Annotated in this window: 17 protein-coding genes and 6 pseudogenes; 4 read left to right on the top strand and 19 right to left on the bottom strand. The window is 45.4% G+C overall.

The annotated features are described in order from the left end of the window. From L696_RS31450 to L696_RS0110260, 4 genes and pseudogenes are all read right to left on the bottom strand, one after another. A partial coding sequence (locus tag L696_RS31450; protein WP_209440954.1) for a hypothetical protein occupies positions 1 to 291 on the bottom strand: 291 nt, incomplete at its 3' end. A gap of 191 nt (positions 292 to 482) precedes the next feature. Further along, a complete protein-coding gene (locus tag L696_RS0110275; RefSeq protein WP_025683559.1) occupies positions 483 to 821 on the bottom strand; it encodes a helix-turn-helix domain-containing protein in 339 nt (112 codons plus the stop codon). 359 nt (positions 822 to 1,180) lie between these two features. Continuing rightward, a pseudogene (locus L696_RS29440) lies at positions 1,181 to 2,220 on the bottom strand (IS630 family transposase). Positions 2,221 to 2,350: 130 nt separating this feature from the next. Continuing rightward, complete coding sequence (locus L696_RS0110260; protein ID WP_025683557.1) at positions 2,351 to 2,869, bottom strand: helix-turn-helix domain-containing protein; 519 nt, start codon at positions 2,867 to 2,869, stop codon at positions 2,351 to 2,353. Positions 2,870 to 3,374: 505 nt separating this feature from the next. On the opposite strand from L696_RS0110260, the gene L696_RS31445 reads away from it, so the two are divergent. From L696_RS31445 to L696_RS32715, 3 genes and pseudogenes are all read left to right on the top strand, one after another. Then, positions 3,375 to 4,148: a transposase gene (locus L696_RS31445; RefSeq protein ID WP_209440953.1), complete on the top strand. Its 774-nt coding sequence runs from the start codon at positions 3,375 to 3,377 to the stop codon at positions 4,146 to 4,148. Continuing rightward, positions 4,145 to 4,813 carry a hypothetical protein gene (locus L696_RS31440; protein WP_209440952.1) on the top strand — a complete coding sequence of 223 codons (669 nt, stop codon included), beginning with the start codon at positions 4,145 to 4,147 and terminating at the stop codon, positions 4,811 to 4,813. The genes L696_RS31445 and L696_RS31440 overlap by 4 nt, the downstream gene beginning before the upstream one ends. A 314-nt stretch (positions 4,814 to 5,127) precedes the next feature. Further along, a pseudogene (locus L696_RS32715) lies at positions 5,128 to 6,796 on the top strand (IS1634 family transposase). Positions 6,797 to 6,982: 186 nt separating this feature from the next. Here L696_RS32715 and L696_RS0110235 read toward each other — a convergent pair. From L696_RS0110235 to L696_RS30355, 7 genes are all read right to left on the bottom strand, one after another. Next, entirely contained in the window at positions 6,983 to 8,173 is a 1,191-nt protein-coding gene (locus L696_RS0110235) for an MFS transporter (RefSeq protein ID WP_025683556.1), read from the bottom strand. Positions 8,174 to 8,336: 163 nt separating this feature from the next. Next, a complete protein-coding gene (locus tag L696_RS0110230) occupies positions 8,337 to 9,437 on the bottom strand; it encodes a radical SAM/SPASM domain-containing protein (protein WP_025683555.1) in 1,101 nt (366 codons plus the stop codon). Positions 9,438 to 9,442: 5 nt separating this feature from the next. Continuing rightward, positions 9,443 to 10,573, bottom strand: coding sequence for a radical SAM protein (locus L696_RS0110225; RefSeq protein ID WP_025683554.1), 1,131 nt, complete (start codon positions 10,571 to 10,573; stop codon positions 9,443 to 9,445). A gap of 261 nt (positions 10,574 to 10,834) precedes the next feature. Further along, complete coding sequence (locus tag L696_RS31435) at positions 10,835 to 11,938, bottom strand: transposase (RefSeq protein ID WP_245233337.1); 1,104 nt, start codon at positions 11,936 to 11,938, stop codon at positions 10,835 to 10,837. 40 nt (positions 11,939 to 11,978) lie between these two features. Next, positions 11,979 to 12,260 (bottom strand): hypothetical protein, encoded by a 282-nt coding sequence (locus tag L696_RS31430; protein ID WP_209440951.1) that lies wholly within the window; start codon positions 12,258 to 12,260, stop codon positions 11,979 to 11,981. A gap of 213 nt (positions 12,261 to 12,473) precedes the next feature. Continuing rightward, positions 12,474 to 13,004, bottom strand: coding sequence for a LysR family transcriptional regulator substrate-binding protein (locus L696_RS0110215; RefSeq protein WP_049827331.1), 531 nt, complete (start codon positions 13,002 to 13,004; stop codon positions 12,474 to 12,476). A 70-nt stretch (positions 13,005 to 13,074) separates the two neighbouring features. Beyond that, positions 13,075 to 13,311 (bottom strand): hypothetical protein, encoded by a 237-nt coding sequence (locus L696_RS30355; RefSeq protein ID WP_155985359.1) that lies wholly within the window; start codon positions 13,309 to 13,311, stop codon positions 13,075 to 13,077. A gap of 52 nt (positions 13,312 to 13,363) precedes the next feature. On the opposite strand from L696_RS30355, the gene L696_RS32710 reads away from it, so the two are divergent. After that, positions 13,364 to 13,957, top strand: coding sequence for an EamA family transporter (locus L696_RS32710; protein WP_025683553.1), 594 nt, complete (start codon positions 13,364 to 13,366; stop codon positions 13,955 to 13,957). A 190-nt stretch (positions 13,958 to 14,147) separates the two neighbouring features. Here L696_RS32710 and L696_RS0110205 read toward each other — a convergent pair. From L696_RS0110205 to L696_RS28460, 8 genes and pseudogenes are all read right to left on the bottom strand, one after another. Continuing rightward, a pseudogene (locus L696_RS0110205) lies at positions 14,148 to 15,600 on the bottom strand (IS1182 family transposase). A 560-nt stretch (positions 15,601 to 16,160) separates the two neighbouring features. After that, the gene (gene cysK, locus L696_RS0110200; protein ID WP_025683552.1) at positions 16,161 to 17,093 is read right to left on the bottom strand and encodes a cysteine synthase A; all 933 of its coding nucleotides are present in this window, start codon (positions 17,091 to 17,093) and stop codon (positions 16,161 to 16,163) included. 122 nt (positions 17,094 to 17,215) lie between these two features. After that, positions 17,216 to 17,464 (bottom strand): HAD family hydrolase, encoded by a 249-nt coding sequence (locus L696_RS0110195; protein WP_155985358.1) that lies wholly within the window; start codon positions 17,462 to 17,464, stop codon positions 17,216 to 17,218. Positions 17,465 to 17,909: 445 nt separating this feature from the next. Continuing rightward, entirely contained in the window at positions 17,910 to 18,590 is a 681-nt protein-coding gene (locus L696_RS0110180) for an HAD family hydrolase (RefSeq protein ID WP_025683549.1), read from the bottom strand. A 20-nt stretch (positions 18,591 to 18,610) separates the two neighbouring features. Next, positions 18,611 to 19,582: pseudogene (locus L696_RS32705) on the bottom strand (AfsA-related hotdog domain-containing protein); the annotation flags it as partial. 492 nt (positions 19,583 to 20,074) lie between these two features. Continuing rightward, positions 20,075 to 21,937: pseudogene (locus L696_RS32700) on the bottom strand (type I polyketide synthase); the annotation flags it as partial. A 234-nt stretch (positions 21,938 to 22,171) separates the two neighbouring features. Next, positions 22,172 to 22,348 (bottom strand): annotated as a pseudogene (locus tag L696_RS32695) (acyl carrier protein); the annotation flags it as partial. A 196-nt stretch (positions 22,349 to 22,544) separates the two neighbouring features. Next, positions 22,545 to 23,324: acyl carrier protein (locus L696_RS28460; RefSeq protein ID WP_155985356.1), on the bottom strand; the 780-nt coding region annotated here is incomplete at its 5' end.

Genomic DNA, 23,324 nt, shown 5'->3' with positions numbered 1-23,324 from the left:
TAAAAAAATTGTCTGATTTACTGTTGACAATCCAGTTTCATTAGTTGCACACTCTGTAAATAGGTCTATGTTAAGACCTTGTAATGATTCTTTTACCACCAATCTACATTCTTCATAATCTTCAAATTCATTTCTTATGTAAATTGATTTTAGATCAGTTGGGGTATATCTAATGCTGAGGTTCCAACCGCCTTCTTTCAAAGCTCTTTCAAACCATTTCTCACGTATGGCTCTTGAGCAAGTATAAAAAACTTGCTGAAAACAGATACCGTGGGGTGTTACAAAAAGCAATATCAAATATGCTAAGTGAATTTAGTGACATGAATTATTACACTCCCTTCTCTAATCATATTATAGTCATTGTTAATTTTTTTATACATAAATGCCACCAATAATCGGTATACGGATAATTCGTGACTTTTATGTACCAAAATTAAAATGAGTAATTCTAAGACATATTATTAAGGAGCTCCTGTGAAAGATTAGTACCGAACAATCTTTAGCTTTATAAAATCAATAATTTCATCTCTATCTTCTTTAGTAAGTTCTCGAAACAAAGAAATAAGTTCTAATTCCTGAGCTTCAATGGCTAAATTAAAAATAGTGTTCTTTGATACAGGCGTATCTCCAAAGATTAACCACTCTATATGGGAATTGAAGTTTTCTTTAATTGCTATAATTATATCAAGAGAGGGTCTGTATTTATCTTGCTCCAGCTCACTCAACGTTCCTTGAGAAATTCCAATTATATTTGCAAACTTTATTTGATTTAAGTTGTTTGTTTTTCTAATAGTTCGAATTCGTTGGCCTATTGTAGACATATTTGCCCTCCTAAGCTAAAAAGATCCCGATATATCATCGGGATCTTTCTTGATGTTTGTAAAATGACTAGTTCCAGACTTTTTTTACTGGTTCCACAGTTTTTTTATTGGTTCCATACATCTTTTACTGGTTCCACACTTTTTTATCACCAGACATTTGTTTAGTGACATTATAGTTGGTAACTGAGAAATCCCCTACTTACAAGTAATTTCGGGTAATTCATCAATATTTTGAATTACATTAATGTTGGTAACTAATAATATCCCTTTATTTTTCAGTTACATTAATAACAGTAACCAAAAACTATACTCTAGAGGGACTTTGCGATCTATATAAATTGAACTAAAGAAACAACCAGCTAGAACCTGACACAAAGACGGTCAATGATCGTCAAAGGTACTTTCATAATCTCTTCCATAAACTGTTGTACATTGGTACGAATTTCAGCGACCGTGTGGTAAAAGACGTTTTTAATCACATCGGATTTAAGCCATTTCCACAACCCTTCGACTGCATTCAGTTCAGGGCTATAGGGAGGCAAAAATACAAGTTCAAGTCGATCCTTCATCTCGTTTAGGAACGGTGTCAGCAGCTTCGCATGGTGAATTCGCGCATTGTCCAGGACCATCGCAATTTTACCTGTCGGATATTCGGTTACTACTTTTTTTTAAAAGATCAAAAAAGTTTCCGCTGTATAATGCTCATCTTCCTGCCATACGATCCTGCCTGTCACATAGTCGACGGTAGCCAGCAGTTTGACACCCCGATGTTTACCTGTAGTTTGAATGATACGCTGCTTGCCACGAAGAAACCACGTTTTTTGAATGGCTTGGTAATCGCGAATCATGGATTCGTCTTCAAATAATAGATGGTCGATTTTTCCTGTCATGTATCTTTTTTTAAATTTGGAAATGTGACTTCCGAAAAAATTCGTTGCTTTTCTTCGTCCGCCGCTGCCAAGGTATAGGTTGGCTTGGTGTAGCTTAGCCCCTGACGGTGCATCATTTTGGAGATGCCGCGAAGCGAGTACGTCTGACCAAACTCCCTTTTGATGAAGGCTGCAATGATCTCCAGTGTCCAATTGTGACGCGCGGTAAAGCCTACATGATGGGGAACTGAATCCACGATCGTTTGTTTTAACTTTTCCAGTTGTTCTTTCGTTAATCGGACAGGTGCTCCTGGCGAATGATTCATTTGCAGTCCGGAAAGCCCACGTGTTTCATAAGCTTGAATGTACCCTTTTACGGTTTTGGGGCTTCGGTTAATGATATGAGCAATTTGCTCGACTTCTGTTCCTTGTAGATACAAATACAACGTCTGATAGCGTTCAAACATCCGACGATCTTTTGCTTGTTTCATCGCGGTTTGGATCTCTTGAAATGATGCTGAATGTTCCATGCGATTCCCCTGCCTGTCTAAAGTTGTTACCTTATTACTTCGACATGCAGTAGCGAATTCCTTACCATAGTTTTCTAATCTTTAGTTCAACTTATATAGTTGCTCAACTTACCGCTAAATTTGAAAAATATTAATATCCAGCTTTCCTCATTATTTCTTCATAAGGCGCCCCCACTGCTACCGCAATGCGCTTTAGAATAGATGGTTCAGGAATTCCTCTTTCGCCCTTCTCTAACCAGTAAATATAATTCGAAGACACACCAACAGACTTAGCTAATGCGGTGTATGTAAACCTCTTACTTTCTCGGTGCTCTTTTAGATAAAAACAAAAGTTAGATAATGTTAATTGTGATTCTTCAGATCTGCTACTTACCAGTTCTGTAATGGGTATATGACGGATATTTTTAATAATTTCATAAGGCAACGAATCTAATTCGATAGCATGTTTTATTTTTTCTTTTTCCGCACCAAATATATCAACAATAGCATTTAGCTCCTGTTCAGTTCTTGGTGGATAATAAAGAAACTTATTTACATGCTTTGAATCATGTGAAATTCCACGTTCATTTAGAGCTGCTGATAGTTCTTTTAAAGTGTGCCAATTTCTTTCGTTGTAAAAACGGATTATTTCACTATAAAACGCATTCAAGTATTACGCCCCCCTTTAATATCAATATATATTCCCTTCTCATTCAGGATTCTTCAAAACATCCGTTTCTCCCTTCCACTTCTTACTGGTGCCTAACTGTATTCCTAGTTATTAGGATTTTCATAGGAAACAGCATCTATCGATAAGATAGACACTGTTTTCTATTATTTTATGCTTAAAAAACCGCCCTATAGGACGGCATTATATTTAAAAACAGCGACTCTCAAGGGACAATGAACAATGATCTCGTCCCCCAACATTTAAAGAAACATTTTCTAACAGCTAGATCTCTCTTATGCTTTTCCGATATTCATTCATAGCTAATATAACACATTTATGCTTATCTACTGGACAGTCAAAAGTTCTTGTCGAAAAATCGTGACAAATAAAAATAACCCAATCTGGCGATTTTACGGTATCCTTAAGGTCTCATTCTAAAAGGATAGAATCGCTGAATGGGTTACGACAAAAAGTGTACCTCATTTCCGAGCGATTGACCATACCTATGCTAAAATACTTGAACAACCTTTTACAGACTTTCCGTTCCTGCTTTTCCAGACAAGCCACGTTCGAGTGGTTCGTTGTCCTGGTCGTCGGCTTCATGCTGCGCTCCGACCATCTGGGGGTGACTTCCGTGATTCGGGATTTCTCGCTGAATGGCCGCTGTTACGAGACACTCCTTCACTTCTTCCGTTCATCCGGCTGGTCCACCTCGTCGCTGCGGCAGAAGTGGCTTCAGGTCGTGCGCCAGCATGCGCCCTTGCTGGTGATTCAGGGTCGCGTGGTCCTCGTCGGCGATGGCATGAAACAAGCCAAGGAAGGCCGCCGGATGCCGGGGGTCAAGAAACTCCATCAGGAATCCGAGAATGTCTCCAAGGGGGACTACATCTTTGGTCATTTGTTCGGCGCCATCGGCATTCTGGTCGGCGATTCCCGGAAGTGGTTCTGTTTGCCCTTGTTCATGAATCTGCAAGATGGTATCCAAGCCATTCTGGGTTGGAAGAAGTCCGCGAGCGAAGTAGAGACGCCTTCCCATGTCGTTCAGATGATTGAACAAGGCTTCGAGGCCGCAAAAGGCTTCGGTCAAGCGCTGCTGCTCCTGGATCGGTACTTCTTGTCCGTTCCGGCCTTGGAGCGGCTGAAGGCGTGCCACCTCGCTTCCGAAACCCGCATGCACCTGGTGACGAAAGCCAAATCGAACGTGGTCGCCTATGAACGCCCCCTGCGAAAAAGCCGGGGCGTGGCCGACCGCCGAAAAAAGGCCGGGCGGTCAAATTGAAAGAGCTGTTCACGACTCGTGCGGCGGATTTTCAAACCACAACCCTTTCGCTGTACGGCAAGGAAGAGACGGTTCAATTCCTGTGCCTGGATCTGCTTTGGGGGCAGGGGTGGTATCAGGAATTGCGCTTTGTGCTGGTGGTGCATGAAGGCCGCTGTTCCATTCTGGTCAGTACGGATCTCACGCTGGCTGCCCCGGACATCATTCGCCTGTACGGGTATCGATTCAAGATCGAGTGTACGTTTCGGGAAATGAAGCAAGTCACCCACGCCTTCGGCTACCGTTTCTGGAGCAAGTCCATGCCGAAGCTGAACCGGTTTTTGAAGAAAGAGGAAGCTCATCCGCTCGAAGCCGTAACGAACGAACAGGACCGACAGCGCATCCAGAAAACGATCCAGGCCATCGAGGGATTCGTCATGTGCCAGTGCATCGCGATGGGACTGCTGCAACTTGTCGCCTTGCAGTTTTCAGGCCAAACATCGGGGCTGTTTTTCCGCTATCTGCGAACGCCCTCCCATGCCGTGGTCTCCGAGGCCAGCGTTGCCGCTTATTTACGCAAGTCTATTTTTCGCCTGTTTGCTCAAAATCCTCACTTGTCCATAACGAAAATAATTAAATCCAAGCAGGAAAACGCTGATGTGGAGCGCGATTCGCTGGTTTCTTAGTGCTGTAGAACTTTTGACTGTCCAGTCCAATCATTAACATCATATTTCAAGGCTAGTATAGCGTTCTCAAAACAGCTAACTCCGTATGCAACTCTACCTCTCATTGAAATATGCTCAAATTTTTCCATATCCATTATCACTAGTCTCCTTTATACCACCCGGTTAGTGCGTCAGCAATACTTCCTTTAAAAGTGAATGTACCTCACATTTCGCACCCTAATGAATGTCTGAAATGATAGTTTTCGATCAAAAAGAAGAAATGGCGGGTTCGTGTCGAATCTCTCTACAAAACACATGACGTACGGAGGTCTTCCATGCAACCACCTATCCAGATCGAAGCTATCTGCCCACAGGGGTACTTAAATCTCATCAGTCAAATCATGAAGGACATGCGGATCCCACAGACGATTGATACGAAGGTCCCCTACGATGCACAATACAACGTGAGTCCGGGGGATGTCGTCCAAATGATCGTGATGGACATACTGACCGGACGTCAGGCGCTTGTCCATATGGCGGACTGGGCGAAACGGCTGGATCTGGAGAAGCTGCTCTGCCCCGACGTGCAAGCTTCCTTCTTTAATGACGATGCGCTGGCGAGGCATCTGGATCGGATCAGCGAAGCGGAGGTACATGAATTATACTCGACGCTCGCGCTACAGGCGTGGCAGTACAATCCCGATTCGATTCTCGCCTTCCATAGTGACACGACAAGCAAATCGGTTTATGGCGCGTACCCGGCGACGAACGAGGAGGATTTGTTTATCACCGAAGGGTACAGTCGAGATCGTCAGGGCGACAAGCAGTTTCAGTATGGACTGGTTGTAGACGGTCAAGGTCGTCCGATCTATGGCGATGTCCACGACGGCAACACCAGCGATAAAACCTGGAACCCTGATGTGCTGAAGAAGCTGGAGGCTCAGCTGCAGAACGGTGAATTTGCAAGGCTTTATCTACGTTGCCGATTCCGCCGCTATGACGCGCGAAACGCTGGAGCAGGCCAAGGAAGCCAAGGCTTACCTCATCACGCGCGGCGGCAACAACCTGAAGATGGTCAAAGAAGCGCTGGAGCAAGCGGACCGGCAAGAAGATGCATGGTCAGCTCCGCAAGCGTTCGCCTCGGCCAAAACGAGCGCACAGTACCGTCTGCAACAATTTCACGCGGATTACGAGGGGCATGCGGTGCGGTTAACGGTCGTGGAATCGAGCGCCCTGGATAAGAAGAAGGCGCACACGATCGATAAACGCGTACAGCAGGAGCGCGAACAGGTGACGAAAGCGATGGAGGCGCAAAAGAAATGCACGTATCACTGTGAGCACGATGCGCAAAGCGCGCTGAAGCAGGGGATGAGCGATACGGAGCTGAGCTTCCATCGACTGGGGGCCCGTGTCGAGCATTTTGAAGAAATCGTGCGTCCGCGCAGTCGTCCGAAAAAGGATGCGGAGCCCGAGAGGGCAACACGTTATCGGATCGCGTATGAGCCCCTCACGCCTGACGAAGAGTCCATCCAGGCGACTCGCCGCAAGGCATCCCGATTCGTACTCGTCTCGACGGTACCGGAAGAGCTTCAAGGAAGAACAATGGATGGGTCCGCGATCCTGCAGACATACAAGGGACAAATTGGGGTCGAGTGCAACTTTTCAATCTTAAAGGACCCTTATTTTGTCGATGAAATTTACTTGAAGAAGCCGAACCGTGTGGAAGTGCTAGGCTATCTGTTTCTGATCGCCTTGCTGGTGTACCATGCGATTCAGGGCAAGGTTCGGAGTCAGACGAGCAAACACCGTCCGCTCATCGCGACCACAAAACGAAAGCTGGAACAGCCTACGACACGGGAGATTTTTCGGTTGCTGGAATATATGCAAGTGATTGTATTTCGTATGCCGGACGGCAGTCGTCACAGGCAGCTGGGCCAACCGCTTCAAGCGGAAGAGCGAAGATTGCTCTCGATGTTCGGCTGGGACGAATCGTTATATGTGTGAGAAGGGGGGGGGCGTCGCAAGTCGTTCATGGATGAGGAGGAACCGTTTGGCCTCACATCCGATTCAAGGCTATCTTGCTGCATGTTGGGTCAAGTTTGATTTGTGCTGCGCACAGCTGGCGATTCAAAAACGGAAGGAAAATCAATCCAAGTTCACATCAGTAGGGTGCGAAATGTGAGTAACAAGCTATTTTTTCTTTATTTTTCTCAATAATAGTATGGGTATTATTGCAGCCACACCGCAAATAATCCAAGAGATTTTTATTGGCCACTGATTATCTGAAAGCGAAACAAAATTTTTGCTGATTATTCCTGTCACAAACAATCCCAAACACATTCCAATTCTTGTAATCGCCGAGTCTAAAGATAAGATAGTTGCACGATAATCACTAGTAATTCTCCTATTTATATAAATTTGCCGAGCAGTAGGATACATGCCTCGTCCTATTTCGTAAATCATAAAAGTAGCAAGAACGGGATAAAAACTATCAAGCACTCCGGATAAGATAAGCCAGACTCCTAACATACAGAGTGAAATTATTAAGACTGTGCGATCATTAAACGATTTGCTTAATTTTTTAACCCAGAGACTTCCTATGCTCATAAATAATGAATAGACAGTTTTAATAATTCCAAAAACCCAAACCCCATTATCAGATAGAGCAACGAATCTTGGTTGTTGAAAAGTATTTGCAGCAGAATTAGAAAAGTTCACAAATATTCCAACTATAAAGATAATTATCAATGATTTCTCAGAAAAAACAATGTCCTTACTACTAATAAATATTGACTTAACCGAGGCTAATTTCTTTTTTTCATCCCCGACACTGTTCCACTTTATTTCCTTCATAAAGATAAAACATAGTAAAAGAAGTATGATATTAGTAAATATACTAACTATCCAGGGTAGTCCAAAATAAATACTCGCAAGAAAAGCACCTAATATTCCACAAACAAATCCAGCCATATACATTATACTATTCGATGTCGAAAATATATTATCTATAGGCTCTTCAGAGTTTTCAACGACCCACGATTCGAGAGCACCAGATTGTAGACATGTAGCAAGTGCAGCAAAAATCTGTGCAATGATTAATAAATATATATCATCAGTTAAAAGAAATATTACAGTATAGATAAGGTAGCATAAAAATCCAAAAATAATGGATACTTTTCGTCCAAAACGATCAGCGATTATACCAGTTGGAATCTCTAGTATCATTACACCAACAAACATAACAATTAATAGATTATTAGCTAATTGAAGAGAGAATCCTTTATTCAAAATAAATAATATTAATGTTGTCCCTGTAATCTCAGCCATAAAAAACTGCAAAAAGCTAATAAGATAATATAATTTATGCGCCTTGACTTTCATGCAAATACCCACCATTCTTATCAAAACAAAAAAATTATTAAGTGTTCGATTTAAGACGGGCATGCTTTAATGCGAAAATTCATAAAAACATTCTTCGTACTTATATAAATCATGCCCGGACTTAATATTTTAGTAATATCCAACCTATATATCTAAAAACATCTTATAATGTAGTTAGTTCTTTAAAATTTTCTTGAGTTTCTTTTGAGAAAAGCGGAATAATATGCTTCTCAAACATCGGAAGAACCGCACAGTTTAATGGATCTCTTCTGTAGATATCACCGAAATTTTCAAAAGCATTCGCTCTACAACCAGCCCCACAAATTTTCAAGTATCTACAATCTACACAATCTTTAATATCAGATATCTTTAACTTCCAATAATCTTTAAATAATTTCCCATTCTTAGCTTCTCTTATTGAATCATTTCTAACGTTGCCTAAATTAATAGGTAAAAATCTAGAGCAGGGAGTAACCTCTCCCAAACCACGAATTCCTAAGTTACGTTTATTATATGAGCAAGGATGCATATTTAACTTTTTTTCCTCAAAATCAAAATCTTCTAATCCTGGTCTATAAAGACTAAACATCCATAACTCAAAATCAGGCTTTTCATCTAAGTATTTTTTTAATATCGAAGCAAGCTTAATAAATATTGACTCAAAGTCATCAACTTTCAATTGATCAGAGTACTCTCGATACCTCCCGATATTAAATGGTAAATCTAGTCTCCACGCAAATGGTTTATGAGCTTTCATAAAATCATAAATTAAATCTAATTCATTTAAATTAAATTTATTGATAATAGTATTAATCGTCCACCTAAATCCAAGCTTATTTAATTTTAGTATATTATTAATGATAATATCCCCAGTTCCCTTACCTCGTATAAAATCATTATTTACGCCTTCATAGCTTATTTTAATTTCATCAATATTATCCTTCAGTTCTACTAGTTCCGCTAAATTATCATCATTAATTAGTGTAGCATTAGTTATAAAAATTGTTTTTAAATTATTTAATTTACAGTATCTTAATAAAGGAAAAAATTTTTTACTAGTAAAAACTTCTCCTCCAGAAAAAATTATCTTTTGGCATCCCATACTTTTTGCTTCATCAACTAACTCGTACATTCTATCTAGCTCAAGCTCTTGAGAAATAGATTCTGTATTATTATAATCCGCATAGAAACAATGTTTACATTTTAAATTACATTTCACAGTAACATCCATATGCAAATATAATAGTTCTGGTTTTTTTCTCATATTAGTTACCTAGCCTTTTCTGTAGTAAGTAGCTCTTTATACTTTAAGCATTTACCGAAAGCTATCGTTTCATCCTTGTAATTCTCAGCAACTACTAAACATGGATAACAACTCTTAAGTAAATATTTACACTCTTGGCAAGGTTCAAAATTGCCATACAACTCCTCTTTAGGTTTCATAATAAGCTCATTTAGATCACTAAAAAATTCATTTTTCTCTACAACGTCATTAAAGTCAATTTGCAACATATTTTCTATTTTATAAATTTTTTCAGGAATTTCTGTTTCCTCATCAAATTTAAGATATGGTTTATAACTGTCACATGGATATATGAATCCATCATTTGAAATAAATGCTGTTTCTCTAAAAACTGGACAAACGTTGGAATTACCTTTACTCAACTGTCCCATTTTTATATTCTTTTCAATATACTCCTTTCCTAGTTCAGGTACGAAGCATAGTTCTAACTTACTTATCGCTTCAGTATTCTCTTTCATATTAATTAAATATGCAATAAGCTTCTCAACAAATAATAATTCTTCTGTAAATGGTAGAGAGAAATCATTTTTCGACTTAGCTCGGTGATTGTATTCTAGTATTTGAATTTTATCCACATTTCTTCTTATGAAGAAATCGATAAGATCAATTAAGGATTCTTTATTTATGTTCATTAATATTGAATTTGTGAATATTTTATAATTAAGATTATTATTTTCTTTCACTTTAAGTAAATAATCTAAAGATTCTAGTTGCGCTTTAAGAATATCGCGCCCACGGATTGACTCAACTATTCCCCTGTCAAGTGAATCGATGCTTAACCCAATAAACTCTAGTTTTTTATTTTTTAATAAAAGATCATATTTTCCCGTGTACAAATGTTCTCCTGCTGTAATGAAACCAAACGGAATATTTTGTTGTTCTAATCCGTTGGCTAATTCGAAAATATATTTATAATCAAGCGGATCTCCACCTAATAACGTTATTCCCTTTAAATTATTTATTTTAGCAATTCTCTCAAGCATTTCTTGTAAACCATCTTCATCTATATCCGTATTCCATTCTTTCCTCATTTCAGCATTAATACAAAATTTACAACCTAGTGTACACTTTTTTGTGAGATTCCATTTTATATACATACAAATCTCCTTCTATTAAAAATTCCTCTCATATATTTTGAGAGGAATTTTTAATTCATTTTTTACATTCAAATTAACAGCAGTTTGGGCAAGAAAACAAAATACGTCTACGCTTACTTTTACTTTTCATTTAAATCCCTCCAATAACACTTGATTAATTAAGTACAACTAAATATTAACATGGAATATTTTGAGGTGATATAATAAATATCACATTTAACCACTTATTTAAAAGTACTGCACAGTAAAAAGTTCTCACGTCTAAGAAGCCAGCGAATCCGCGTCAAAATCAGCCGTATCCTGCCTTGAACGAATAAACTGGGTTATAGGTAAATGCTGGTTCTGATTAAACAGGTGAAAAATAGACTTGCAGATATAAGCCACGACAGTGGCTTCGGATACGACGGCACGGGATGGCGTTCGCAGGTAGCGAAAGAACAGACCGGGAACATGTCCCGAGTAACGCAGGGCTATGAGTTGAAGCAGGCCCATCGCGATACATTGACAAAGGGCGAAGCATTCCATCGCTCGCAGCGTCTGCCGAATACGTTGTTGATCCTGAGTATCCTTCACCTGTTCCAGCGGTTGCGCCTCTTCCTTTTTCAAATACCGACGGAGTTTCGGCATGGACTTGCTCCAGAAGCGGTAATCAAAGGCACCGATCACCTGCTTCATTTCCCGAAAGGTGCATTCGATCTTGAAGCGATAGCCGTATAAGGTGATGATGTCGGTTGCAGCCAACGTCAGGTCGGTGCTGACCAGAATAGAACGATGCGTGCCACGCTGAACGAGCACAAAACGAAGCTCCTGATACCACCCCTGTCCCCAGAGCAGATCCAGACCTAGGAATTGAACCGTTTCCTCCTTGCCGTACAGTAGGACTTTGGCGGGTTGAAAATCGGCGGCACGCGTTATAAACAGCTCCTTCAACTTGATCGTTGCTCCTTTTTTCGGCGGTCGACCGCGTCCAGGTTTTCGGGAGGCAGGGCGCTCGTAGGCCACGGCATTCGACTTGGCTTTTGTCACCAGATGCATTCGGGTATCGGATGAACGATGACAGGTGTTCATCCGCTCCAGGGCAGGAACGGACAGGAAGTAGCGATCCAGCAACAATATAGCGTTGCCAAAGACGCCAGCGGTTGCAAAGCCTTGTTCAATCATCTGAACGACATGAGAAGGCGTTTCCTTCCCGTCCGGCTGGTTCCAGCCCAGAATGGTGTTGACACCATCCTGCAAGTTCATGGTTAAGGGCAAGCAAAACCATTTTGCTGGCGTGCCAGCCAGAATACCAATAGCGCCAAACAAGTGACCGAAGATGTATTCTCCTTTGGAGACATTCCCGGATTCCTGATGGAGCTTTTTCACCCCCGGCGTCCTTCCTTAGCTTGTTTCATCCCGTCTCCGATCAGGACCACGCGACCTTGAATGTACAGAAGTGGAGCGGTACGACAAACCACCTGAAGCCAAGCCCGTCGCAGAGAGTCCAGCGACCAGGCGGAAGAACGGAAGAACGGAAGAAGTGCAGCAGTGTTCCGTAGCAGCGGCCATTCAGGGAGAGATCCCGAATGACAGACGTGACGCCTAGATGATCGGAACGCAGCATGAAGCCGACGACGATAACAACAAACCACTCGAATGTGGCATGTCGGGAAAAACAGGAACGGAATGGAAGTAAAAGATCATTCAAGTATTTTATCATGTGTATGGTCAATCGCTCGGAAATCGGGTAGACTGTTAGTGGTAACCCATTCGGCGATTCTATCCTTTCTGTGTGAGAACTAAAGGATACCATATGATCGCGTGATTGGGTTATTTTTCTATGCTATGATTTTTCGACAAGAACTTTTGACTGACCAGTTATCTATACTTCTGATTAAAATTATTTTTCCCAAGTTGGACTTCAGGTATAAACGTCAATCAAAGGCTTGCGATCCGTTTGAAAAGGGAACAAGGTTTGAGCAGCCTCAATAAAGGTTTTTACCGCAATAGTACATTCCTTCTCGGGACCGGTCGCTATATGAATATCCCGGTAGGCTTCAGGTGACAGGCGCTTCAGAGAGATGCCCTGCGGAAGGTTCAGGAGAGACAACTCAGACATTACCGCCAAACCTTCACCGGCAAGAATCATTTGAAGTGATGTTCTGAAATTATAGAGTATGTATTCCACTTGTGGCGTCACTCCGGCACTTTCGAACCACTTTAGGACAGGAGGCTCATATCCAGCTTTCCAGAGCAGCATGGGTTCCTCCCGTAAATCTTCAGGGCTAATTACGTTCTTCTCCATTAATGGATGATCTTCTCTCATGACCGCATATATGCCTTCACGATAAAGAGGGAACGAATCGGTAGTTTCATCCGAAGGAATGAGCAGGCCGACATCGATCTGTCGATTATCCAACCATTCCTGCACATCCGCAATGGTACCTTCCATAATGCTGAATTTCAGGTTTGGATACTGCTGTTAATGTAACTGATTAGTTTCGGGACAAAGTAGGACGAGGCTACCGGGAAAGCGCCAATACGGACGCAGCCAGTCTCCAATCCTTTTTCGCTCGAGATTTCTTGATCGATTTTCTCATAACCTTAAAAGATTTCTCGGAAAATCCGGACGATTCGTTCTCCGATTGGCGTGAGCACAACACCTCGACGCCGATCTCGGAGAAGGAGCGTAACCCCGAGTTCACGTTCCAGGGTAGTAACCATCGACTGACAGCGAAGCTTACCAGATTCCTGAACATGACACTGTAGTCACCTGAATCTGGAATACAAGCGGATAGGAGTTTGATTGTGATGAAAGTAAAAGCCTGGTTATTTTTAATATTGGGAAATTTGTTTTGGGCGGGAAACCTGATGTTCGGCAAAGCGGTGACCTCTGACTTTCCGCCGATCTGGGCATCCTTCTTGCGGTGGGTGATTGCGGCCGTGGTGTTGATTCCGCTGGCGCAGCTGGTAGAAATTGTTGTTCCTTCAGCCGTTGCATATAGAGCACATCACTACTTTTGGCATAACTGGCATCATTTATTTGGGGTTATTCCCTTCCATTGGGTCATTCCTGTTCTGGAACCAGGGTGTCAAGGAGATCGGGCCAGGCAAAGCAAGTATCACGATGAATTTGATGCCCATTTTCACCGCAATTCTCTCTGTAATGATAGGTCAGGGACTGCTGATTTCCCAGATCGTCGGCGGTGTTATCGTCATTATAGGTATGCTGTTGTCGGTAAACCTAATGGCCCAGACAGGAAAAACCAAAGCGTTTTGGATGCGAACGGGCAGAACAGTTTAACAAGGAACACTATCAAGTCCTTTCTTATAGCTGTCAAAAGATTTCGGCCAGATATCAAATGCTGCAGAGGCGAGGATGAATTAATGGTTTATGTTGAATGATACCCATATTCCTCAGACTAAAAGGAGGAGAAAGAATCAAGAAGACAGAGACTAATGTGAGGCCACTGAAAAATATGGTTCTTACAGATAGCTGAAAGAGAATCCATTAAAAAGACGACATTCATTCCTTTGTTTTTGAATGAGATGTCGTCTTTTTTTGCTTACCTATAGTCTACGAGAGCCCCTCTTTTTAGCTCATCAACTTCAAGATCCGCTTCAGATTCACCGCGAAAATCGCCATCGCTCCTTGCATTTCCATGCCAATCAGACTCGAGGGGGATGCCACATCATACCCGTGTCTGTGCTTGAGTTCACTGTTCTTGGCTTCAATTTTGTATCGCTCTTTGGCCTTGGTCTTAAAGACCTCACTCTCCTGAAATACGGCTTGAGCCAGATGTTCGTCGCTTTTTATACTTACGGAATACGTCTTGCTTTTTGCCCCATTCTTGTAGCAGCCTTCCCGAAGAAGGCATCGCTTGCATGTTTCTACGTCAAAGTAATAGGTGTCGGTTTGGTTTTCTCCTTGGCCTTTTTTCCCCTGCCGCGCCCGGCGAGTTGCTAGATGACCAGCCTTGCACACATACATCCCTGCATCTTTATTGAACTCAAATTCGTCTTCCTTCTTTCGGTTTCCCTGAGTCATCAAAGGATGTAGTTTTGCGACCAGTTGGATGTTTTCTTGCGCACTGTAGGCGAGGTTATCTTTTTCCGAATAGGCTGCATCTCCAATCACCGTCTCCACTTTCATTCCCACCGCCTTACTTTTTTTCAATCAAGGTTTGGAGTTGCTTGCCATCGTGTTTTTCCCCGGTGGTAATCGTTGCCGCTGTTATGATTCGCTCTTCACTCATGGCGATGTGGGTTTTGTAACCAAAAAACGAGGAGTCCACACTTTTGTGACCCATTTTGGCATCGGGATCCGCAGACGTTTGCAGATGCTCCACATCGTCGGTGACTGTTTCTTTCAATAGGTTTAACGGTTCTGTGACCTTCGGCAGTCCGGTAAATCGCCCATCCTGTTCAATCACAGCGACCAGCTGCTGGCTATACTGGATTTCATCTTCTAGGACATCCGTGGCGGGTTTGGCGGGAAACTTACTTTTCATGGATTCATCCAGCGTGTAGATGGCCTTTCTCAGACGCTTGGAACGTTCCCGTAGCACGGCTTGCGGTGTTTTTTGAGTGTAGCGGGCTTGGGTATGAGTTGCGTCCACAATAATAGATTTACTGCGAATAACGCCTTTTTCGATGGCGATTTCCACCGTTTTGCCGATGAGCAAATCTAACAACTTCATCCCTTTGAGCCGTAATTTGCGAAACTTGGTGAGTAGACTGGGATCCATGACAGCTTCTTCTGGAGCCATATGCAGAAAAAACTTGAATGACAAATCCGTTTTTGAGCGCTCAACCAGGTCGATGTCAGACAAGTCAAAGATGGACTTGAGTAGCAAATATTTAAACATCCGAACCGGATCTACAGCTGTACGTCCGTTGTCATGACAATAGTTGTCATGCAGTTCCTCATACACAAAGCTAAAGTCCACCAGTTCGTCCATTCTCCGCAACATATGATCTTTGGGGATGAGTACATCGTAAAGTTCTGTATACGGACTCAACAAAAAGCTCTGCTGTTTCGGGAGCACAGGGATCACCAACCTTGGATAAGATACTTCAATTATACCGAAAAAAAGAGACAGACTCCTCAAAAAAATGAGGAACTGTCTCTTTGGGTGAGCTGGGGGACTTTTTCAGTGGCCTCACTAATGTCCCTATCTTTTTTGGTACTAACCTATTTTGCCGCCTGATCCATCTCTACACACATGTGAAATATGATGCCTGTATATGATGGGACTGAGCTGCTGTTACTCCTGCAGGTAATACAATAAGAGCCAGAGCAATAAATGAAGCTAACAGGCATGAGACCGGTACTGTACTGAACTGAACTCATGCCTTGAAGGCAGCCTAACCCATACTGTCCAACTTTTAGGGTCACTTCAAGCAGTTTAATCTTAGACTTCTAACCTCCTTATCTGCTCTTCTGTAAAAACAACTCGTTTCAACATTCCCATTTTCGCCTCGCTCCTTCATCTCATACCTTGATTAAAACACAAATGACCCACAAGGGGCTCTTTTTTCAAAGTGTCCTTCTTGTGGGTCACAGTTCAGATCGGATCATAGGGGTCTTTTTGGCACTTTCTTAATTTTAAAAGTCAAACAGCGGAGTAGACAAGTAACGTTCACCTGTGTCCGCCAAGAGCGCGACAATGTTTTTGCCTTTATTCTCAGGAAGCTTCGCAATTTGCGTCGCAGCATAGGCCACAGCTCCGGAAGAAATACCGACAAGCAGTCCTTCGCTTCTGGCCAGCAACCGTGCTGTTGCAAAAGCATCTTCATTCTTGACTTTGAACACTTCATCCACATATTCACTGTTGTAGTTATCCGGAACGAAGCCTGCTCCGATACCCTGAATATGGTGCGATCCAGGCGATCCGCCGGAAAGCACCGGTGAATCAAACGGTTCCACGGCGATGACCTTGACCGAAGGTTTGCGCTCTTTCAGCACTTGGCCGACGCCTGAGACCGTTCCGCCGGTGCCGACGCCTGCAACAAAAATGTCCACTTCTCCGTCGGTATCACGCCATACTTCCTCCGCTGTAGTTTTACGGTGGATCTCCGGATTGGTAGGATTCTTGAATTGCTGCGGAATAAAGGAGTTTGGATTCTCGCCAGCCAGTTCCTCCGCACGTTTAATCGCGCCTCTCATGCCTTCCGCTCCCGGGGTTAACACCAGTTCGGCACCAAGCGCAAGCAGAAGCTTACGGCGTTCGATACTGAATGTTTCGGGAAGCGTAATGATCAGTTTATATCCAAGAGCCGCAGCGACGAAAGCCAGCCCGATTCCGGTATTGCCGCTGGTCGGCTCGATAATGACAGAGTCTTTGTTGATCAATCCTCTATCTTCGGCGTCTTTGATCATCGCATAACCGATGCGGTCCTTCACACTGCCGGCGGGATTAAAATATTCCAGCTTAGCAATCAAATTTGCCTCAATATCTTGGGTTTGGCTGTAGCTCGTTAATGCCAGTAAAGGGGTGTTTCCGATGAGATCCGTCAAATTTTGGTAAATTTTAGCCAAATTAATCCCTCCAAACTATTAATTCATACCGATTTACTATAATATTGATGATATCACAGAATTTCCCTCTCTACAATACCTTATTTTCCCTTTGGCTCCACCTGATATACAGCAAATCCGGATCAGGCATCAAGCAATGCCGTTAATTCGCCGAATGAAGTAATCGTATAATCGATTGATGCATTGAACACTTGACGGTCCTCCAACGAAAATACCTGATTAAGCATCATAACGGTGGAGATGCCGTTCAGTTTGGCGGTATGGAACGCAAGCGGCGAATCATCGACATACAGACAACGCTCAGGGGCAAAACCCAAATGCTCCACGGCGCCGATAAAAGTTGCAGCACTGGATTTTGGCTTCCCCCGCAAGTCGTAAATATGGTGCGGGCCGATCCTTTCGTGCAGCAGGGCAAATCATTTAACCGTCCGTTGTGCGGAGGAGAATATACGGTAAGCTATGCCTTCATGCTCACAGAAGTCCAAAAAGGAAAAAAAGCTTTTATCAATTTCGATCGGCATACCCCCATATTCCTCCAGGGCGGTAACTTTGCGATAAGAGTCCGGTAAACAGGCTTCAAGCCCCAGGGAAGTAAATAGAGGTGCATGGAACGGTCCGCAGGAAACAGATCGTTCTTTTGAAGACCGGATAACTATTCCATAGGAAGTTCAGTATATCGGTTAATAAAAATCATGTAGGCTCTGCATTATGAGCCATAAGGCATTTGGGGATATCGTGCCGTCAAAATCGATCAAAATCATATCCGGCTTGGAAATTTCCGCCACGCTGCCACCTGCTTTAGCGATTTCCGTAGGATTACTGCGCATGAGTCGACCAGACGGCTTGTTCGGCGGCTTCCAGGTCGACTCTCTCCAGCAGCTCTGCGTCAATTCCCTTAAGCGAATTCAACAAGTATTTCACCCCGGTCTGCTTCATATCCTCATACTGAAAAGGGGTCGATGGCACGCCAATGAAGGGCGCGTTCAACGATTTGGCGACCTCGGCCACCGTGTTCACATCGTCGATGAACAACACCTCATGGTATTCCAGTCCATAAATGTCGCGGGTAATCTCTTTGATCCCCGGCCGAAAATCGTTAGTACATATATACGTTTCAAAAAAAGGCTTGCAATACTTAAAATCGCTCAGGAGCTTCTCTTCCGCCAATCCGCCGTAGCAAACTAGCCTTACATTCTGCGTGGAGAGCAGATTCAGAAACGCAATGGCACCGTCAATGAGTCCCGAATCATGATTCGCCATATAGTTATCTCGTTCCCCGAAAAAATCACGGAGCGAGTCGGCTTCGCTGGAGCTTACCCGGAACAGCTGCTTCAAGTAGGCGACCGCTTCCGAACGCTGCCGCGAAAAAACATTTCTCTCGATCTCGCGGGTATAGGGCACTCCTGCCTTCTTTACCAAGGATTGCAGCACTGGACTGAATGTATCGGTCAGCAAGATGCCATCCACATCACATGCGATCAGTCGAATTGTATTCATAGCTCAGTCTCCTTTGCATTTTACCTTTGCAGTATTTCTTGTTCCGAGGGCTGCCCAGCGGTTCTACCGTCGGAATCTTTTACATCGGCGGGAGCCTGCTTCCGGGATTTTTCCTTTTTGGCAGGCGATGAAGCGGCTTCACGGAGCTGTCCTTCCCGCAAACCGGCGAGGAACCCCTCGGCCAGCAACAGGGATTGTATTTCATAGCTTCCGGCTGCGGCGCCGTCCGTCACAATCAGCCCTTGGAGCTTCAGCATATGGTTGTCTCCGACCTGAAAAGCTTCATGGCGCTCACTGTGTAAGACCACTTCCGCTGTCCGCAGAATAGGCCGCGTTAGCTTAATATTCATCGTTTTCAGTACCGGGAGCAGCCCGCTTAATGGACGCTGGTCCGATCCGTTCTGGGCATAACCGAATACCCGCAAGCTTTGGCGGCATGCCTCCAGCAATACGACTGTGTCATGCCAGGCTCCCGGAAAGTCGCTGAAATAGGGGTTCTCCGGATCGATGCACAACCGGCACTCCAAGCTTTCGCGCTTCTTGCCGCTCTCCGCCCCGCTGATCATTACATTAATCTGTGATCGTTTATTCACAAGCTCCTTAGAGACAGGCAAAGACAGGGGAGTGTCATGTGTCCGGCTGGATGCTGCATCCCGCTCCGGCGGCAACATGTGCCTAATTCCGTATCTCCCGCTGGAGACCAGCCGCCCGTCCTGCATAATCTCTGTTTTATAGCAGCCGAGATCCGCTTCAGATCCGCCGGCCAGCTCCGCGACCGCATGAACAACAGCTTTGTTCGCTTTATCGCAATAATCATGAAATGCAAGCTGAGCCTCATACACAAATACCGGTTCTTTCGGGTTCAGTCCCAACCTGAGCAGTTGCCCGGTTTTAGCCAATTGTCCCATCGCCTCAGCCAGCTGCAGCCCGGAGATATGATCAAGCGGATGATCAAAAAAGAAAGGATGCGTTTCGTCGACAATTAAAGTTCCGGACACGGTAAACGGTTCATCGGAAGTAATGCAGACCTCGCCGCAAACAAGATTTTGGGCAATGTCCTTCTGCCCACCGTACACAGCCTGTATAGTCTCCTGATCCCAGCTTTCCGGCAATGCGGCAGCCCTGGAAGCCTTCCGCTTATCCCGGATATGATCGGCCAAATGGCGTGCGGTTATCTCTTCCTCAAGGAAAAGCTTGAGCAGTTCATTCCCTACTTCCGGCGTATTCCATTCATGAAACGCTGTCGTGATAGCCCGCACAATTTTCATTATTACAATAGAATCCGAGCTGAGCTGTGCCAAAGGACGGTCGGAAGAAAGCTCTGCGGCATGATAACCCGTCGCTGCGGCTACGATATCGGCAACAAGTGGCAAGATGTCATCTTCATCCGAATTATCCGCTGCAGCCAGGGCCGCTTCCTCCGTTATGGAATGTTGAGGCCGGATTCCGGTCAATAAGGTTGTCAATGGAGCGGAGCGGTCCGCCACCCAGTACCTTTCGGGGGCAAAGGGGTACGTCGGCACGCTGCGTCGCCGCGGCTGCGCTTCCGTATACAGCCTACTCCAGTCCAATGTCACCCCCTTTACCCATAGATCCAGCAGCTGCGAATATTTGCCTTTGGCCATCCAAATCTCCAGCACCTGCCGCATATCTTCATCCTTGAACAGCGCTGCCGTCTCGTGCCCCCGGTTCGCTCTTCCGCGGAAGATATCGGTCCTGCCCTGCATGAACCCTTCCAGCTTGAACTCCAGATCCTGAAGGCTGCCAGCCGTGAACGCCAAGCGTTCCTCCATCGCCTCGCGTCCAGTTTGAAGCGTGTAGGCGATATCTGCCAGCTCCCTTTCGTCAAAACGCTGCGCACGAAGTTCGGCCAGCCATTGCTGGACAATGGCCAATAATCGGTCTTCCGTTTTGGCCGACCATACAAACAGCAAGGGATCGCAAGCAGCAAAATCTTGCGCCGTGTCTGAAGGCTGTTCGTCACGGTACTCCTCGATCACCACATGAGCGTTAGCTCCCCCGAATCCGAAAGAACTGACCCCGGCTCGCCGTGGAAGCAGGTGTCCGTGCTCATCCTGCGGCGCTTTCCATTCGGCGGTTTCCCGCACAATATAAAACGGGGTGTTCTCCAGCCGGATGTGCGGATTCACCGGATCGCAATGCAGGCTTTTCACCAATTTTTGATGCTTCAGTTGGAGCACTGTCTTGATGACTCCTGCGATGCCGGCGGCAAGCTCAAGGTGGCCGATGTTCGATTTCACCGAACCCAGGCCGCAATGGGCTTCATGAATGTGCGGATCCCCCGTCTCCTCGTAAAGCGCTTTAAACGCGGCCTTCAGTCCGTTGATTTCAATGGGATCGCCAAGCTCGGTGCCTGTGCCGTGGGCTTCGATATATCCGACGGTCCGCGGGTCAATTCCGGCCCGGCGGTAGGCTGTCTGCAGTAGCGCGGCTTGCGCATTCGGATTGGGCGCCGTCAGGGAGTTAGCGCGCCCTCCGTGATTCTCGGCCGTCGACCGGATGACCGCGTAGATCGAGTCACCGGCCTGTTCGGCGGCCCGCAGCCTCTTGAGCACCAGCATCCCGACCCCTTCGCCGCGCACATAACCGTTCGCAGCGCTTGAAAATGTTTTGCAGCGCCCGTCCGCAGACAGCATTCCTGCCTTATTAAAGCCGATATGGGCATCGGGAGCAATCAGCGTATTGACGCCTCCTACGATGGCCATGCTGCAGCTGCCGTTCTCCAGCGCGCAGACGGCGCGGTGGATGGCGATGAGCGAACTGGAACATGCGGTTTCCACGGGCTCGCTCGGTCCATGGATGTCAAGAAAGTAGCTCATCCGGTTAGGTCCCATTGACGGCACGATCCCGCTGAATGTATAACCTTCGATGGGCAAGCCTGCTCTGGAGACCAAATTGCTGTATCCGCTGCCCGCTGTTCCCACAAAAAGCGCCGTATCGGTGCCGGCGATACTGCTCGCGGCATAACCGGCATCTTCAAGCGCCTTCCAAACATACATCATTAAAAGCCGTTGCTGAGGGTCCATGAGTTCCGCTTCACGGGGAACGATGCCGAAAAATGCGGGATCGAATTCATCCACGCCCTCGATAAATCCGCCCCATTTCACATTGGTTTTATTGACCTCCGTGAGGGGATCACCGTAGATTTCCCGCCAATCCCAACGGTCTTTGGGAATTTCGGAGATGCAGTCCTTGCCGGAAACTAGATTATCCCAAAATTGCTCCAGGTTATCAGCCATCGGAAACCTGCCGCTCATTCCGATAATGGCAACCGGTTCCTGTTGCACAGCAGCCTGCGTCCGGAGCTGCGGCGAAGTCTCATGCCGTCTAGCCCGCTTTGCGGCCGAATCCCTAGACACAAGAGGAGATGCTTGCCCGGCAAGCATCTCCTCTTGCAGAAAGCGTGCACTTCCCGGCTTCAGAGAGGCCGGCCGGTCCGTCAGGTTCTTCTCGGGTTTGTCTTGCAGTTTCGCCGGATTCTCCGGCGAAACTGCGGTCCCTGCTCCAGTGATATGCTTTGCGGTAAGCTTCACCCGATGCTCCTGAACCAGATATTGAACGAGACTGTCCAGATTCGTCTGTTCAAAAAACAACGCCGGACTCAACTGCAGCCCATACTCATCGTTGATACGATTGGCAAGCAGGGTGAAGCTCACAGAGTCAAAGCCATATTCACTCAGTTCGTTTTGTCCATCAAACGACTCCTCTCCGATCTTGAGCAAATCGCAAATCAGCATTGAAAGCAGCCGTTGCACAGCTTCAATTAATTGGCTATCTTCGCCTTCCGCAGTTTCCCGGCCAGACGCGTTTGAAACGCCTGCTGCGGCACTATAGGCTTCTCCGATCATCTTCAATTGCCGCGCCGCTTCTTCACGGCTTAAGCTCCCGTCCTTAATGCGACTGTATATACGAGATTCCATGCCCTCTCTCCCTTCAGGTTGCACCCAAAATCTGGAGCAGTTGCTCTTCCGTCAGTTCTCCCTGCACAATCCGATCAACAAGCTGCCAGTAGTCATTTTCGCCCTGCCTATCGTCTTCCGGTCCTGTCACATCGGTGGAACGTCCGGCTCTGTCCATATCCAAATTTACGGTAAAAACGCGCATTTCCTCGTACGCCGCCTCCGCCGGCTGCTTCACATTTACCAGGTAAAGCGTCAGACTGTACAACGAAGGGTGCTCATAGAATACTTCTGGCGAGAGATCCAACCCGTATTGTTCATTTAGAAGCTCGGCAAACCGGTGAAACAACGCGTAATCAAATCCGTATTCGCTCCATTCACTCTGGGGATCAATGGAATCACCCTTAACCGCAAGCAGCGCCGATGCTGTTTCAAGCAACACAGCCAGCACCTCCCGGGTCGCACGATCTAATTCTTTGCCGGCGCTGTCGCCGCATGCCGGCGAATCCGGCAATTGAGGCCGCGACGCCGCCCAGAGCTGCTTCAACCGGATCATGTCGCCTTCCATGACCAAGGCTTGCCATTGGCCGGATGCCCAACATTGCCCCAAAGCCCACATCCCCGTTGCCGTCTCTAGCGGCAGCATCCCAAGACGCTGCAGCATAAGCCGCTCTGTAGGCATATTCACCTGCATACCGCCGTCCCTCCACAGTGGCCAATTGATGGTCAAGGTACGGCCATGCCGTTGTCCCAGCGCTTCCAGTTCGTTTCTGTAGGCTGCATAAGCGTCCATGAACCCGTTGGCCGCTGCATA

The sequence above is a fragment of the Paenibacillus maysiensis genome (assembly GCF_000520815.1).
GTDB lineage: Bacteria > Bacillota > Bacilli > Paenibacillales > Paenibacillaceae > Paenibacillus > Paenibacillus maysiensis.
Note: the sequence above shows the minus strand (reverse complement) of the source record. Positions and strands in the feature narration are given on the sequence as shown.

What these genes read in the sequence shown, in the direction of transcription:
- L696_RS0110275 (WP_025683559.1), bottom strand. Translation starts at nt 821, where the DNA reads ATGTCTACAATAGGCCAACGAATTCGAACTATTAGAAAAACAAACAAC.
- L696_RS31445 (WP_209440953.1), top strand. Translation starts at nt 3,375, where the DNA reads ATGCTAAAATACTTGAACAACCTTTTACAGACTTTCCGTTCCTGCTTT.
- L696_RS0110235 (WP_025683556.1), bottom strand. Translation starts at nt 8,173, where the DNA reads ATGAAAGTCAAGGCGCATAAATTATATTATCTTATTAGCTTTTTGCAG.
- L696_RS0110230 (WP_025683555.1), bottom strand. Translation starts at nt 9,437, where the DNA reads ATGAGAAAAAAACCAGAACTATTATATTTGCATATGGATGTTACTGTG.
- L696_RS0110225 (WP_025683554.1), bottom strand. Translation starts at nt 10,573, where the DNA reads ATGTATATAAAATGGAATCTCACAAAAAAGTGTACACTAGGTTGTAAA.
- L696_RS0110215 (WP_049827331.1), bottom strand. Translation starts at nt 13,004, where the DNA reads ATGGAAGGTACCATTGCGGATGTGCAGGAATGGTTGGATAATCGACAG.
- L696_RS30355 (WP_155985359.1), bottom strand. Translation starts at nt 13,311, where the DNA reads ATGTTCAGGAATCTGGTAAGCTTCGCTGTCAGTCGATGGTTACTACCC.
- L696_RS32710 (WP_025683553.1), top strand. Translation starts at nt 13,364, where the DNA reads ATGAAAGTAAAAGCCTGGTTATTTTTAATATTGGGAAATTTGTTTTGG.
- L696_RS0110180 (WP_025683549.1), bottom strand. Translation starts at nt 18,590, where the DNA reads ATGAATACAATTCGACTGATCGCATGTGATGTGGATGGCATCTTGCTG.